Here is a 13534-nt window from a genome sequence, read left to right on the forward strand (position 1 = left end):
CAGGACCGCCTACGTGGCGGGCGCACGCCGGTTGAAACGTCCTCGCCCCGGCGTCCGGCGCCGGGAAGCCGAGGGCAAAGGGCATGATATTGAGCATGCTTGCCAATGGCGCGTCTGACCTCCATCACGGCGAATCATCACCGCATATCGACACGAACGTCGAGGGCATCAAACTGCTGAAGAAAGCTCAGCGACGCTTCGACGCAGTCTCCAGTGCAGATTCCAGTAGTCGAACTGCACTGCAGCAAATGTATAATATCGACATCATAATATATTTTAAGTGCAATTGATCCGTTTATCCGGGCAACTTTGAATTTCTAGTGTCTTAAAAGTGGGTAATTTCCGTCAAGAAACTGCAGCGTAATTGACAAAAATCAAGTCTATCTATGAAGAAAACATAGATCTGGCGAATTATTTGGAATCTCCCTTTATTTTTATATTCATCGCGCTAAGTTTGCCGAAAGGCGCGTGCGTTCGAGGTGGGAGTCGCAAAATGCCTGACGTCGACCGGACCAACGCAGGTCCGTTGCGGTCGCAACGGAAGTCCGAATTTGTTACATTTCTCGTCTTGGCGTTCGGCATCTGGCCGATCGTCGCCGTGGGCGTGGTCGGTGCCTACGGGTTTCTGGTTTGGATGTTCCAGATCGTCTATGGACCGCCCGGTCCGCCAGTGCATTGAGGGCGCGCATGGGTGAGGGAACCGACATAGCAAGGCGGAATTTTCTGCGTGGTCGGTACGAGGGGTGGCGCGAACGTGTCCGTCCTCCCGGCACAACCGCCGCGAGCCTTGAGGCCTGTACGGGGTGCGGACGATGCGTCGACGCCTGTCCGACGCACATCATCCGGCTGATCGCAGATCGCCCCGCGCTCGATTTCTCCGTCGCGGAATGCACCTTCTGCGGCCAATGCGCGGATCTCTGTCCGGAGCCGGTCTTCACCGGCCGGCCACAATCCTTTCTCCATGTCGCGATCGTCGGCGAGAACTGTCTCGCCAGGAACGGCACCGATTGCCAGGCCTGTCGCGATGCCTGTCCGACGGAGGCGATCCGCTTCCGTCCGCGCGCCGGCGGTCCGTTCCTGCCCGAGCTCGCCGAGGAGGCCTGCACCGGCTGCGGCGCCTGTCTTGCCGTCTGCCCCGTCGCTGCCATCGGCCTCCGTGAAGTCACAAGGGAGAGCCTGCATGTCTGATCCAGACGCGCCCTATCACGTCTCGAGCGCCGTCGTCGTCGCGATGCCGCATATGCAGGAGCGCGTCATCGCTCAACTTGCCGAGATGCCGAACGTCGAGGTCTACGCGCATGAAGCGGGAAAGATCGTCGTCGTGATTGAGGGAACGAGCACAGGAATGCTCGGCGAAATCCTGTCGCGCATCTCGCTGATCGAGGGCGTGGTGGCAGCCAATATGGTGTTTGAGCATGTCGAAGCTTAGGGAGACGACCGCAATGACTGGCGAACTGACGCGGCGCGAAATCTTGAAGGCGCATGCCGCCGGCATCGCCGCAGCCACTGCGGGCATCGCGCTTCCGGCCGCGGCGCAGCCCGTGCCGGGCGGTGTGGAAGCGTTGCAGATCAAATGGGCCAAGGCGCCGTGCCGCTTCTGCGGAACCGGCTGCGGCGTCATGGTCGGCGTCAAGGAGGGGCAGGTAGTCGCCACCCACGGCGACATGCAGGCCGAGGTCAACCGCGGCCTCAACTGCATCAAGGGCTATTTCCTTTCCAAGATCATGTACGGCGCCGACCGTCTGAAAACGCCCCTGATGCGCAAGCGCAATGGTGCCTACGCCAAGGACGGCGAGTTCGAGCCGGTAAGCTGGGACGAAGCCTTCGACGTCATGGCAGCGCAGGCGAAGAGGGTGTTGAAGGAGAAGGGACCGACCGCCGTCGGAATGTTCGGCTCGGGGCAATGGACGATCTTCGAGGGCTATGCGGCCACGAAGCTAATGCGCGCCGGCTTCCGCTCCAACAATCTCGATCCCAATGCCCGCCACTGCATGGCCTCTGCCGCTGTAGCCTTCATGCGCACCTTCGGCATGGACGAGCCGATGGGGTGCTACGACGACTTCGAGCATGCCGACGCCTTCGTGCTCTGGGGCTCGAACATGGCGGAGATGCACCCGATCCTCTGGACGCGTCTCGCCGACCGAAGGCTCGGGCATGAGCATGTGAAGGTGGCGGTGCTCTCCACCTTCACCCATCGCAGCATGGATCTCGCCGACATTCCGATCGTCTTCAAGCCCGGCACCGATCTGGCGATCCTCAACTATATCGCCAATCACATCATCCAGACGGGCCGGGTGAACGAGGACTTCGTCAAGAAGCACACGACCTTCATGGTTGGCGCGACCGACATCGGCTACGGCCTAAGGCCGGACAATCCGCTCGAGCTCAAGGCGAAGAATGCCAAGGATGCGGCGAAGATGACGCCGAGCGACTTCGAGGCGTTCAAGGCGTTCGTTTCGGAATACACGCTCGACAAGACCGTCGAATTGACCGGCGTCGAGGCCGGCTTCCTCGAACAACTGGCCGATCTCTATGCCGATCCCAACCGCAAGGTGATGTCGCTCTGGACCATGGGGTTCAACCAGCACGTGCGCGGTGTCTGGGTGAACCAGATGGTCTACAACCTCCATCTCCTGACCGGAAAGATCTCCGAGCCTGGCAACAGCCCGTTCTCGCTGACCGGCCAGCCTTCGGCCTGCGGCACGGCACGCGAGGTCGGTACCTTCGCCCACCGACTGCCGGCGGATATGACCGTCACCAACCCGGAGCACCGCAAGCACGCCGAGGAAATCTGGCGCATTCCCCATGGCCTCATTCCGGAAAAGCCCGGCTACCACGCCGTCGAGCAGGACCGGATGCTGAAGGACGGCAAGCTCAATTTCTATTGGGTTCAGGTCAACAACAACGTCCAGGCGGCGCCGAACACGAGCAACGAGACCTATCAGGGTTACCGAAATCCGGACAATTTCATCGTCGTCTCCGATGTCTATCCGACGATCACGGCGATGAGCGCCGACCTCATCCTTCCCGCCGCCATGTGGGTGGAGAAGGAAGGCGCCTATGGCAATGCCGAGCGCCGGACCCATGTCTGGCATCAGCTCGTCGATGCGCCCGGCGAGGCGCGTTCCGATCTTTGGCAGATGGTGGAATTCTCGAAGCGCTTCATCACCGACGAGGTTTGGCCACCCGCCATTCTCGATGCCAATCCCGGCTATCGCGGCAAGACCCTCTACGACGTGCTCTTCAAGAACGGCAATGTCGACCGCTTTCCGGCAAGCGAAATCAACCGGGAATACGCCAATCGGGAGGCCGAGGCTTTCGGCTTCTACATCCAGAAGGGGTTGTTCGAGGAATATGCCTCCTTCGGGCGCGGGCACGGGCATGACCTGGCGCCGTACGACCGCTACCACGAGGAACGGGGGCTCCGCTGGCCCGTCGTCGATGGCAAGGAAACGCTTTGGCGCTACCGGGAAGGCTATGATCCCTATGTGAAGCCGGGGGAGGGCGTGAAGTTCTATGGCCGTCCGGACGGCAGGGCGGTGATCCTTGCCGTTCCCTACGAACCGCCGGCGGAATCTCCTGACGACGAATACAATGTCTGGCTGGTGACGGGCCGCGTCCTCGAGCATTGGCACTCTGGCTCGATGACGATGCGGGTGCCGGAACTCTACAAGGCGTTTCCCGGTGCAGTCTGCTTCATGAATGCCGGCGACGCGCGCGATCGCGGCATCAACCAGGGCGCCGAGGTGCGCATCGTTTCCCGGCGCGGCGAGATTCGTGCCCGCGTCGAGACGCGCGGCCGCAACCGCATGCCGCCGGGCGTCATCTTCGTTCCCTGGTTCGACGCCAGCAAGCTGATCAACAAGGTGACGCTCGACGCAACCGATCCCATCTCCAAACAGACGGATTTCAAGAAATGCGCGGTCAAAATCGTCTCTGTCGCATGATAAAAAGCCCCGGAACGTGGCTCGGCGGGCTGCTGGCGATCCTGTTCGTTGCGACGGGAGCAATCGCCCAGATGGCTCCCGAAAGAGTCCCGGCCCTCTCCGGGCCGCCGCAGGAGATGGGTGAGGTGGAGGCGAAGCCGATCCCGAAATGGGTGGTGGACGACGCCCGCAAGGAGCGCGCCTATCCGGACCAGCCGCCGGTCATTCCGCATTCGATCGAGGGTTACCAGCTTTCGGTCAATACCAACCGCTGCCTTTCCTGCCACAAGCGCGAACTCACCCAGGAATCGGGTGCGCCGATGATCAGCGTCACCCACTACATGACGCGCGAAGGCCAGATGCTCGCCGATGTCTCGCCGCGGCGTTATTTCTGCACGGCCTGCCATGTCCCGCAGGCCGATGTGCGTCCGCTCGTCAACAACACCTTCAAGGACATGAGCGACATGGGCGTCAAGCAGGCGGGGAGCGAGTAGGCCATGGCTCGGATAAAGCGCGTCCTGCTCTGGGTGTGGAAGCTTCTCACCACCCCGGCCGCAACCCTCAGCCTTGCCTTCCTGACGCTCGGCGGCTTCGTCGGCGGCGTCGTCTTCTGGGGCGCATTCAACACCGCGCTGGAGCTCACCAATACGGAAACCTTCTGCATCTCCTGTCACGAGATGCGGAACAACGTCTACGAGGAACTGACGCGCACCATCCATTTCTCCAACCGCTCGGGGGTGAGGGCATCCTGCCCCGACTGCCATGTGCCGCATGAATGGACTGACAAGATCGCCCGCAAGATGCAGGCCTCCAAGGAAGTCTGGGGCAAGATCTTCGGGACCATCAACACGCGCGAGAAATTCCTCGACCACCGCCTCGAACTCGCCAAGCATGAATGGGCGAGGCTCAAGGCCAATGACAGCCTCGAGTGCCGCAACTGTCACTCGTCGGCGGCGATGGATCTTTCCAAGCAGACGCAGCGCGCCGCCGAGATCCATACACGCTATCTGCTGCCGGGAAAGGCCACCTGCATCGATTGCCACAAGGGCATTGCCCACGAGCTGCCGAACATGCAGGGCGTTGAGCCCGGATGGAAGCTGCCGCCCGAACTCGAGGGAGAGACGCTGCCCTCCACATCCGCGATCGACGATCTGAAGCGCGCCATGAACGACATCCACAGGGCGGCCCTGGAAAACTAGGGCAAGGTGAAGACCCGGCCCCGGTCGCCTCATCTCCTTCATCAACAGGGCGAAGGACGCTACAGCGCCGCGTGTGGCATCAGACACGCAAACGGCGCCGAAGCGCCTTGATTTGCTGCATGCTTTTCGGTTCCAATTCAAGGAAGCGGCAGTCGCTCGTTTCGTCAGGCCCTGGCAAGGAGAAGTCAGTTGAACCTTTCCATGCGCCTTCTTCTTCTCGGGCTCGGCTGGATCATGGTCGGCATCGGCATAGCCGGCATATTCCTGCCGCTTCTGCCGACGACCCCCTTCCTGCTCCTGGCCGCATGGCTCTTTGCCCGGTCTTCCCCTCGTCTCGAACAATGGCTTTTCGAGCATCCCTTGTTCGGAGCACCGTTGCGCGACTGGCGGGAGGACGGTTCGATATCGCGGGGCGCCAAGATTTACGCGCTGTCGCTGATGGCTCTGGGCTTCGCATTCTTCTGGCTCCGCCTGCACCCCTCCTTGCTGACAGCATCGATCGTCGCCTCGATCATGCTGGTGGTCAGCGCCTTCATTGTTTCCCGGCCCGAACCGAGGAAGTGAGCGCGCGACCTGGAGCGGGACAGCGTTCCTGATGTAACAGGCAAAGCGCACAACCTATGGCAAAAATAGTCTGGGTCAGTCTGACCTCTTGATTGGTGGAGGCGGACCGGCGCCGACATTCGCAACCATGGAGGAAGCTATGCAAATAGCAGACCATATCGAACGGACGAGGACCGATCGGTCGACGCCCGAGGTTCTGGATCGGCTTCAGGCGATCTATCAGCGTCGGCAGAAGGATGAGTGGCGCGCCACGGTGGATAAGCTGGATGCTTTGCGCCAATCGTTCGGCGAAGAGCGGCGGCAGGTCTTTCCACCCGCATTGCGCGACGAGATTGCCAGTGCTGCGCGGGGCGGCCGACGCGATGATCCCCGCGGTCCCGGACTAAGATACAAGTCGCTGATCGAAGCCAGAAACGCCGAAGTTGACCTGAAGAGGGTCAAAGGTCTGCACGACCGTGCCTATGACAAGTTCGGTCAACTCGTGAAGGGCTACAGCGCCTTTCATTTTCATGAATCGGTGGTCGGTAGCCTCGCCGACGCCCTGGTGCAGCCGCCGATCGTCTACGTCGCCCCCGATCCGGACAAGGAAAAGCTGTTCTACCCGCATTATGGCGGCTGCTGGGACCGGCTCGATCAGAACCAGGCGACCGGCGACGGGGCCATCGTCGAGAACAAGTCCTATCTTGATTGCGCCGCCCGCATGGGATCCAAGCTGGTCGCCCGCAACGATGATGCGTCCGACGTCGACCTGCTCTGCGCCTATCGGGAGAACGGTTATCTCGTTCCCTTCAAGACGCTTCGCACCGGCATATTGCAGGTCAAGGCCGATCTGACGGCCCTCCTTTGCCGCCATCATATCTCGACCTATGACGAGTTCGGATGGTCCGACTTCCATGCCACGACGCGCGGCAGGCTGGTGATGGCCGTCTTCTGGAACTGGGACGACGTCGATCCGGCCAACGAGGTGAGCGACCAATGGTTCATCTCGGGCCTCGACTGCCGCGGCGACGGCGAGAGCTTCCCCGGCACGAGCGTCCAGGCGGTCCCCGGTGAAAGAAGAATCATCAACCTGTTCACGGAGATGGCCTTCCCCGCCGGCCGCGAACTCTGGGTCTATGTCGGCGTTGCCGATCGCATCTGGGCACTGCTCAACGACGTCAGCATCGATATCTCAATCGATTCGGCCTGGCTGCTGAACTCGCTGGCGATCCGTTCGATCTGAGGAGCTTGACGACGAGGGAATGCCCTGCCACCGGTGGGGCAGGATAAACCTTGATTTTCAAGGAGTTAAATGGTCGGAGCGGCGGGATTCGAACCCACGACCCCTTGACCCCCAGTCAAGTGCGCTACCGGGCTGCGCTACGCTCCGACCCGCTTGTTTACAAGCCCGCTCTCATTAGTCGGAACATACGCGTGGCGCAAGGGGAAAATGGATCCCCGCCGCCCCTTCCGCAGCTTTGGAAGGCCGGAGTGGCACGGGGAGCACGGGGGCGAACGGTTTTGTGATTTGGTCGGCGGCGGCGGCGCGGCTACACTGCACCCGCAACAACAGGAGAAGCCCTATGAAGCGCATCCTCGTAATTGCAGCTGCCCTCGCGCTTTCCGCGACGGCGGCATCAGCCGCCTGCCTCGGCCACAACGACACCACGGTCTCGACGGATCCGGTGGACAAGGAGATCACGACGGCCAGCGTGACGAAGACCGAACAGTCCGCGCCAGCCGACGAACTTCTCCTGCAGCAGAAACTGCAGCAAGAAGAACCGACCGCCGAAGACTAAGCCGGGAGAGCGGCGAATGCGGGTCTCGCCGGGCGTCAATGGCGCCTTCGAGGCCCGCTTTCCGCATGTAGTCAACGCGCGAGCGTCCAGTCTGTCTATAGGACTTCGGGCTTCAGGGGCGCCGGCGCTTCGCGAGCTCACGGTAGACCACTTCAGTCTCATCCAGCATCCGCTCCAGCGTGAAGCGGTCCTTGCGGGCATGGGCCGCTGCGGCAAGCTTCTCATGAACCTCCGGTTGCGCGGCTGAAATCATGGCCCTGGCGAGATCCGAGATATCGTCGCTGTTGGCGACGATGAAGCCGTTCTGGGTACTGTCGACGGCGGTCCTTGCGCCGCCAACGTCGGAAATGATGATCGGCCGCGCCGCTGCCGCTGCCTCGAGCATGACGTAGGACATCGCCTCATATCGGCTCGGCATAACGAGCACGTCGAAAGCGGCAACCGCCTGCGGCCCGCCGAAGGCGGAGGTCAGGTGGATACGGCTTTGCAGGCCGCTTTCCTCAATGCCTCGGCGAAGCTCGCCTTCCAGCTCGCCGGAACCGACCATCACCAGATGACTGTTCCTGATGACTGCAGCGGCGCTCCTGAAGGCATCGAGCAGCCGTTCGGGCGCTTTCTGAGCGCAGAGGCGGCCGATGAAGCCGTAGACGAAGGCGTCGGCCGGGATGCCGAAGCGCGCGCGGACCGTTCGCGCCATATCGCGGGAGGGGGTTTCGACCCCATTGGTGACGACGGACATCCGTCCGCTCGGGACGCGCAGCGACAGCGCGTGCGCGCGTTCATCCTCCGAAACGGCAATGAGGTGATCGGTGAAGAACCAGGCGAGCGCCGACTCGATCGCGCCGTAGACGAGCCGGCCCGTGCGGCCGAGTGCAGGATCCATGGTCCTGAAAGCGTGCGGCGTGTAGACGCGCGGCACGTGCCGCCCCGGCAATCTCAGCCGGGTAAGAGCCCCGGCTTTCGAACTGTGGCCGTGGATGACGTCGAAGCGACCCTGCTCGCGGGCGATGCGGCCGATAGTGCGCAGGGCCTTGAGATCGGAAGGGCCTGGCGCGCGACGCATGTCGACCGCATGGACCGCCGGCAGACCCAATGCCTCGAGCTCGCGCACGAAGCCGTCTTCGGCGCGCACCGGCGAGTAGATCGCCTCCACATGGTGGCCGCGCGCCAACATGCCGCGGCACAGATCGAGGAAATGCCGCCCAGAGCCGCCGCCGCTTGGTTCGAGGACTTGCAGGAGACGCAACGGAACGGCTGCCGACCCGTTGCCGACGGGCGGTGTCATGGCGAAGCGAGCCTTGCGCCGCGGGCCTCCCGCCGATTGCGGTATTCGAGCGCGGCGCATCCCCAGACGATGCCGAGCAGCAGATAGAAATGACGCCAGTGATCGGTGTCGATGACATTGCCGATGCCGACATGACCGATCAGTGTCACCCACGCAATCATCAGGCATGGCTGCCATGGACGGTCGAGCAGCAGGAACCGGAAGCCGAGCGTCAGCGTCCATGCAATCAGGGTTAGATAGGCGACAAAGCCCAGCCAGCCGTAGGACGTCAGGCTCTTCAGCCAGACATTGTGCTCGTCCTCCGGAAACATGGTGCTGAAGACCATCGGCCCGATGCCGAACGGCTTTTCCATCGACATCAGAAAGCCGATCCGGTGTCGGTCGAAACGCCCGAGATGCCCGCCGTCGTAGTCCTGCACGAGCTGCGAGCGGCTCGAAAACAGCGCGGACACCTGCTCCGACTGCAGCGCGGCAGCAAGCGCGGCCGTGACGAAAAGGGCGCCGCAGAGGGCGAGCACGAGGATCCTCAAGCGGAACAGGCCGCTGCGCTCCTTCAGCAGCATGACGAAGATCAGCGCGACGACGCAAAAAAGATTGAGGGCCCAGGCCGCGCGGGAAAAGGAAAGGAATACGCCGAGGGTGAGCGCGAGCAGACCGGTGATTTTCAGCGGAGCGCGCCGGATCGGCTGCGTGAGCAGGCCGTGCATCAGATAGCACACCGGCGCGGCGAGAAACGGCCCGAAGACGTTGGGATCCTGGAATGCGCCCTTGGCGCGGTCATAGAGGGTGAAGTTTGCCGCCCCCGGAATTGCGCCGAAATAGCCGAGAACGCCGAGAAGGCTCGTGATGACGGCAGCGGCAACCCAGGCATCGAAGATGAGCCGCAGTCGCTGGTGCCGATCTTCGATGATCGCAGCGAAGAAGACTGCCGTCAGCGCCAGAAAGCCGGAGACGGCCATGTACATGGGCGCGGTCGCGAGTTCGGCCATCACCGTCAGCGACAGGATGCCGCCGACCATGAAGAGGAGGAGCAGGGCGAGCAGGGGCGCGATGGCGCGCGAAATCCTCAACCCGAAGAGCGACCAGAGGCCGATGAGGCCGGCCATGAAGACTTCATAGGGTGCGGGCTCGGCAATCACGAAGCCCGACAGGAAAACGCCCATCGCCACAAGGCCGGATCCGATGATTGAAACCGCCGCGAGCTGGGGCCGGAGGATGGCGGACTGAGGGGCGTTGACGGCGATCAATAGGCGTTTTCCGTATTGAGCAGCCGGATCGGTGTCAGAAACAGGATCTTCAGGTCGAGGAGCAGCGACCAGTTCTCGATGTAGTAGAGGTCGAAGGCGGTACGGAAACGGATCTTTTCGTCATTGTCGATCTCGCCGCGCCAGCCGTTGATCTGCGCCCAGCCGGTGACGCCGGGCTTGACCCGGTGGCGGGCGAAATAGCCCTCCACGACATCCGAATAGGTGCGGTTCTGGGTTTGGGCGAGAACGGCATGCGGGCGCGGTCCGACAAGCGAGAGCTCGCCTTTCAGCACGTTGAAGATCTGCGGCAGCTCGTCGATCGAGGATTTGCGCAGGAAGCGGCCGACGGGCGTGACGCGGGGGTCGCGCTTGGTCACCGCGTTGCGGGCCGTCGGATCGCTCAGATGCGTGTACATCGAGCGGAACTTGTAGACTTCGATGATCTCGTTGTTGAAGCCGTGGCGGTGCTGCTTGAAGATGATCGGGCCGGGGGAGGTGACCTTGACCGCGATCGCCGCGACCAGCATCACCGGCCAGAGCAGGACGAGCGCCACGATGCTGAAGAAGATGTCGAAGCAGCGTTTGGCGACCGAGTCCCAATCAGCGATCGGCTTGTCGAAGATGTCGAGCATCGGCACCTGGCCGACGTGAGAGTAGCTGCGCGGCCGGAAACGCAGATTGTTGGCATGGGCGGCGAGGCGAATGTCGAGCGGCAGCACCCAGAGCTTCCTCAGAAGTTCGAGGATGCGCCTTTCCGCCGTCAGGGGCAGCGAGAAGATCAGCATGTCGATCCGGGCGAGTCGCGCGAATTCGACGAGTTCGTCCACGGTCCCGAGCTTCGGGTAGCCTGCGATCACATGCGGCGAGCGCCGTTCGTCGCGGTCGTCGAAGATGCCGCAAATGCGGATGTCGTTGTCTGGCTGGTGCTCGATGGTTCGGATAAGGTCTCTCGCGGGCGCGCCGCCGCCGACGATCACGGCGCGGCGCTCCATCGTGCCGTTGCGCGACCAATGCCGGATCGAATAGGCGATGAAGGCGCGTTCGGCGACAAGGAAGAGAGCGCCGGCGACGAACCAGCCGCCGACCCAGACGCGTGAATAGAGATGGCCCGATTTCAGGAAGAAGAGAGCGAGCGCGATCATGCCGAAGGTCGCCACCCAGGCGGCCAGAATGCGGGGCGTCATCCTGAGCCACGCCCTGAGTGCGGGCACCTGGTAGGTGTCGGCCAACTGCATGGCGATCACGGCGAGCGCGGAACCGAGGGCGAGAATGGCGAGGTAGACCGGCAGGTCCTCGAGCGCGGGACGGACGTATTGCGTATTGATGGCATAGCCGATCGCAAACAGTGCGCAGAGGTCGAGCAGCCGGACGAGGCCGGTGATCATCGAAGGAGAATAGGTATCGGCCCGGAACTGGTGCGCAATCTGGCGGGCGAGCGGATTGAGCGGCGTCGGACTCCTCTCGGCCTGCTTGTCGTCCGGAGAAAGCGCTCGGATCTCGGAGACCTTCTTGCGAAGCGCCTCGGCATCGAAGGTCTCGGGCCTGTCAAACTGGTTCATGGTGGCTTTCCGGCGCTGTCCCTTCGCCTCGATAGCAGAAAGCCACTAAGAAACGCTTACGTTGTACGAAGGCGCGCCTCGGCGAAAAGCGATTCTTCCGTGAGTTCGCGATAGAGTTGCATGACGCGCCTGGTCATCACGGCGGCCGAGAAGCCTGACCTGAAGCGCTCCGCATCGGGCATCGTCCGGGCAGCCCAACTCTCGTCGAGGGCGGCGGCCGCCATGACCGCTGCGAGTGCCTTTGCATTGGCCGGATCGACGAGCGCTCCGCTGTCGGCACCAAGCACTTCCGGCATGCCACCGACACGGGACGCGATGACCGGCTTTCCGGCGGCGAGCGCTTCCAGAAGGATATAGGGCATCGATTCTGCCCGCGAGGGGATGACGACGGTGCGCGCGAGCGCGAACGCGTCGCGGGCCTTCATCGCCGGAAGCATCCCGAGGCGACTGCCGAGCCCCATGCGGGCTATCATCTCTTCATATTGGGATTGCTGCGGACCGTCGCCGATCATCAGGCCGGAGAGCGGTCGTCCGGCAAGAGCCTCTGCCTTTGCGAAGCCTTCGACAAAAAGATCGGGACCCTTCAGGTCGCGCATCATTCCGATATAGAGAAAATCGACCGCATCTGGCCGGGCAGCGATCGGTGCGAACTCCGTGTCGCTGATACCGTTATGGATCAGCTCGTTGCGCCCCGCAGGCCGTCCGACCTTGGCGAAATAGGTCTGCCGCTCGAAATCGCAGACGAAGACGAGCGCGTCGGTGAGACGCTCCTGCAGCCGCTCCATCCGGAAGATGGCGCTGCCGACCAAGGACTCTCGGTCATAGTGGAGGCTGCCCCCATGGGGCGAATAGAGGCGGGCTACGCGATACTTGTTGACCCGCAGGGCTGAACCGATGATGCGCGCGAGCACGCCGCCCTTGGCGCCGTGCCCGTGCAGCACATCCGGTTGCAAGCTTCTGATTTGCTTGTAGCTGCGCCAGAGCGCGCCAATGTCCGATGGCCCGATCGTGCGATGGATCGGCGTGCGGACGATGCCGAGCGCCAGGAAGGGGCGGACCTCGTCGAAGAGCGCGTCTTCATAGGACCCGCCCGTGGTGCTGTCGCAGAGAATTCCCACCTGATGGCCGGCTTCCGCATGGGCCTCTGCCAGATCCCGGACATGGCGGAAAATGCCGCCGATCGGCGATCTGAAGCAATGCAGGATGCGCAAGGGACGGTCATGCGCCATGGCTTCAGAACAGCCGTTCGCGAACATAGATCGTGTCGCCCGCAAGCACCGGATCGGTGATCGGGACGCGACCCGTTATGATCCGGCCGTTGACCTTGCGGGTAATGTCGGCATTCGCCTGGTTTGCCCGGGGGCTGAAGCCGCCGGCGACCGCAATGGCGTTCTGCACGGTCATTCCCGGGACGTAGCTGTATTGGCCAGACTGGCCCACTTCGCCCATGATGAAGACCGAACGGTAGCGGTCGACTTCGATTGTCACGTCGGGATCGCGCAGGAAGCCTTCACGCAGCTTGGCCGCGATCATCCCCTCCAGTTCCGGAAGCGTATGGCCGCGGGACGGCACCGCTCCAACCAGCGGGAAAGCCACGTAGCCTGCCTGGTCGACAGTGTAGGTTCCGCTGAGGGCCGGCTGTTCGAAAACGGTGACACGAAGGCGGTCGCCGCTGTCCAGCCTGTAGGGCTGGATCGTCGCCTCGCTGAACCCCTTGGGAGCCGGCTGGTAGCTTGTGCAACCGCTGGCGAGCGCCGACATTATTGCCACGGCGAAAGCGCGTGCTGTCTTTGTGCCTGCGATCGACATGCGGGTTCTCGTTGGCTCCGGAATGAACACCTTTCTGCGATGTTATCGATCCGTTAGGGTTAATAGCCGGTAAACTCCCGGTGGAATTTGCCGGCTGCGATCCGTGCCCTGCAAAGCACAAACATCTCACAGTTGTGTCCGCAATTAACACTTGCGTTACCATGTTC

Annotated in this window: 14 protein-coding genes and 1 tRNA gene; 9 read left to right on the plus strand and 6 right to left on the minus strand. The window is 62.5% G+C overall.

Annotation, left to right across the window (positions count from 1 at the left end; all coding sequences use genetic code 11):
* Nucleotides 1-493: 493 nt before the first annotated feature.
* From napE to RHIBR816_RS0125040, 8 genes are all read left to right on the plus strand, one after another.
* A complete protein-coding gene (gene napE / locus RHIBR816_RS0125005) occupies nucleotides 494-679 on the plus strand; it encodes a periplasmic nitrate reductase, NapE protein (protein ID WP_018239347.1) in 186 nt (61 codons plus the stop codon).
* An 8-nt stretch (nucleotides 680-687) separates the two neighbouring features.
* The gene (napF, locus tag RHIBR816_RS0125010; protein ID WP_018239348.1) at nucleotides 688-1188 is read left to right on the plus strand and encodes a ferredoxin-type protein NapF; all 501 of its coding nucleotides are present in this window, start codon (nucleotides 688-690) and stop codon (nucleotides 1186-1188) included.
* Nucleotides 1181-1429 (plus strand): chaperone NapD, encoded by a 249-nt coding sequence (locus RHIBR816_RS0125015; protein WP_018239349.1) that lies wholly within the window; start codon nucleotides 1181-1183, stop codon nucleotides 1427-1429. Before napF ends, RHIBR816_RS0125015 begins: the two co-directional genes overlap by 8 nt.
* Nucleotides 1430-1442: 13 nt before the next feature.
* A complete protein-coding gene (gene napA / locus RHIBR816_RS0125020; RefSeq protein ID WP_018239350.1) occupies nucleotides 1443-3947 on the plus strand; it encodes a periplasmic nitrate reductase subunit alpha in 2505 nt (834 codons plus the stop codon).
* The gene (locus RHIBR816_RS0125025) at nucleotides 3917-4420 is read left to right on the plus strand and encodes a nitrate reductase cytochrome c-type subunit (RefSeq protein WP_034815674.1); all 504 of its coding nucleotides are present in this window, start codon (nucleotides 3917-3919) and stop codon (nucleotides 4418-4420) included. The genes napA and RHIBR816_RS0125025 overlap by 31 nt, the downstream gene beginning before the upstream one ends.
* A 3-nt stretch (nucleotides 4421-4423) precedes the next feature.
* Nucleotides 4424-5125, plus strand: a complete 702-nt coding sequence (locus RHIBR816_RS0125030) for a cytochrome c3 family protein (RefSeq protein WP_018239352.1) — start codon at nucleotides 4424-4426, stop codon at nucleotides 5123-5125.
* A gap of 189 nt (nucleotides 5126-5314) precedes the next feature.
* Complete coding sequence (locus RHIBR816_RS0125035) at nucleotides 5315-5689, plus strand: YbaN family protein (RefSeq protein WP_018239353.1); 375 nt, start codon at nucleotides 5315-5317, stop codon at nucleotides 5687-5689.
* Between the two features lie 139 nt (nucleotides 5690-5828).
* Entirely contained in the window at nucleotides 5829-6911 is a 1083-nt protein-coding gene (locus RHIBR816_RS0125040; RefSeq protein ID WP_018239354.1) for a hypothetical protein, read from the plus strand.
* A gap of 70 nt (nucleotides 6912-6981) precedes the next feature.
* Here the strand turns inward: RHIBR816_RS0125040 and RHIBR816_RS0125045 are convergent.
* Nucleotides 6982-7058 (minus strand) — tRNA-Pro (locus tag RHIBR816_RS0125045).
* A 193-nt stretch (nucleotides 7059-7251) separates the two neighbouring features.
* Here RHIBR816_RS0125045 and RHIBR816_RS0125050 point away from each other — a divergent pair.
* Nucleotides 7252-7467: a hypothetical protein gene (locus RHIBR816_RS0125050; RefSeq protein ID WP_018239355.1), complete on the plus strand. Its 216-nt coding sequence runs from the start codon at nucleotides 7252-7254 to the stop codon at nucleotides 7465-7467.
* A gap of 112 nt (nucleotides 7468-7579) precedes the next feature.
* Here the strand turns inward: RHIBR816_RS0125050 and RHIBR816_RS34590 are convergent, their stop codons facing one another.
* The 5 genes from RHIBR816_RS34590 to RHIBR816_RS0125075 are packed head-to-tail and all read right to left on the minus strand — an operon-like array spanning nucleotide 7580 to nucleotide 13367.
* Nucleotides 7580-8752: a glycosyltransferase gene (locus RHIBR816_RS34590; RefSeq protein WP_018239356.1), complete on the minus strand. Its 1173-nt coding sequence runs from the start codon at nucleotides 8750-8752 to the stop codon at nucleotides 7580-7582.
* Entirely contained in the window at nucleotides 8749-9999 is a 1251-nt protein-coding gene (locus tag RHIBR816_RS0125060) for an O-antigen ligase (RefSeq protein ID WP_018239357.1), read from the minus strand. The genes RHIBR816_RS34590 and RHIBR816_RS0125060 overlap by 4 nt, the downstream gene beginning before the upstream one ends.
* The gene (locus RHIBR816_RS0125065; protein WP_018239358.1) at nucleotides 9996-11558 is read right to left on the minus strand and encodes an undecaprenyl-phosphate glucose phosphotransferase; all 1563 of its coding nucleotides are present in this window, start codon (nucleotides 11556-11558) and stop codon (nucleotides 9996-9998) included. The genes RHIBR816_RS0125060 and RHIBR816_RS0125065 overlap by 4 nt, the downstream gene beginning before the upstream one ends.
* Before the next feature lie 56 nt (nucleotides 11559-11614).
* Nucleotides 11615-12787 carry a glycosyltransferase family 4 protein gene (locus tag RHIBR816_RS0125070; protein WP_018239359.1) on the minus strand — a complete coding sequence of 391 codons (1173 nt, stop codon included), beginning with the start codon at nucleotides 12785-12787 and terminating at the stop codon, nucleotides 11615-11617.
* Between the two features lie 4 nt (nucleotides 12788-12791).
* Nucleotides 12792-13367, minus strand: a complete 576-nt coding sequence (locus RHIBR816_RS0125075) for a polysaccharide biosynthesis/export family protein (protein WP_018239360.1) — start codon at nucleotides 13365-13367, stop codon at nucleotides 12792-12794.
* Between the last annotated feature and the right edge of the window lie 167 nt (nucleotides 13368-13534).

The sequence above is a fragment of the Ensifer sp. BR816 genome, assembly GCF_000378985.1.
Lineage (GTDB): Bacteria > Pseudomonadota > Alphaproteobacteria > Rhizobiales > Rhizobiaceae > Sinorhizobium.

Bases quoted from the DNA above. Each gene is read 5' to 3' on its own strand.
- napE (WP_018239347.1), top strand. From the start codon at position 494: ATGCCTGACGTCGACCGGACCAACGCAGGTCCGTTGCGGTCGCAACGG.
- napF (WP_018239348.1), top strand. From the start codon at position 688: ATGGGTGAGGGAACCGACATAGCAAGGCGGAATTTTCTGCGTGGTCGG.
- RHIBR816_RS0125015 (WP_018239349.1), top strand. From the start codon at position 1,181: ATGTCTGATCCAGACGCGCCCTATCACGTCTCGAGCGCCGTCGTCGTC.
- napA (WP_018239350.1), top strand. From the start codon at position 1,443: ATGACTGGCGAACTGACGCGGCGCGAAATCTTGAAGGCGCATGCCGCC.
- RHIBR816_RS0125025 (WP_034815674.1), top strand. From the start codon at position 3,917: ATGCGCGGTCAAAATCGTCTCTGTCGCATGATAAAAAGCCCCGGAACG.
- RHIBR816_RS0125030 (WP_018239352.1), top strand. From the start codon at position 4,424: ATGGCTCGGATAAAGCGCGTCCTGCTCTGGGTGTGGAAGCTTCTCACC.
- RHIBR816_RS0125040 (WP_018239354.1), top strand. From the start codon at position 5,829: ATGCAAATAGCAGACCATATCGAACGGACGAGGACCGATCGGTCGACG.
- RHIBR816_RS0125050 (WP_018239355.1), top strand. From the start codon at position 7,252: ATGAAGCGCATCCTCGTAATTGCAGCTGCCCTCGCGCTTTCCGCGACG.
- RHIBR816_RS34590 (WP_018239356.1), bottom strand. From the start codon at position 8,752: ATGACACCGCCCGTCGGCAACGGGTCGGCAGCCGTTCCGTTGCGTCTC.
- RHIBR816_RS0125065 (WP_018239358.1), bottom strand. From the start codon at position 11,558: ATGAACCAGTTTGACAGGCCCGAGACCTTCGATGCCGAGGCGCTTCGC.
- RHIBR816_RS0125070 (WP_018239359.1), bottom strand. From the start codon at position 12,787: ATGGCGCATGACCGTCCCTTGCGCATCCTGCATTGCTTCAGATCGCCG.
- RHIBR816_RS0125075 (WP_018239360.1), bottom strand. From the start codon at position 13,367: ATGTCGATCGCAGGCACAAAGACAGCACGCGCTTTCGCCGTGGCAATA.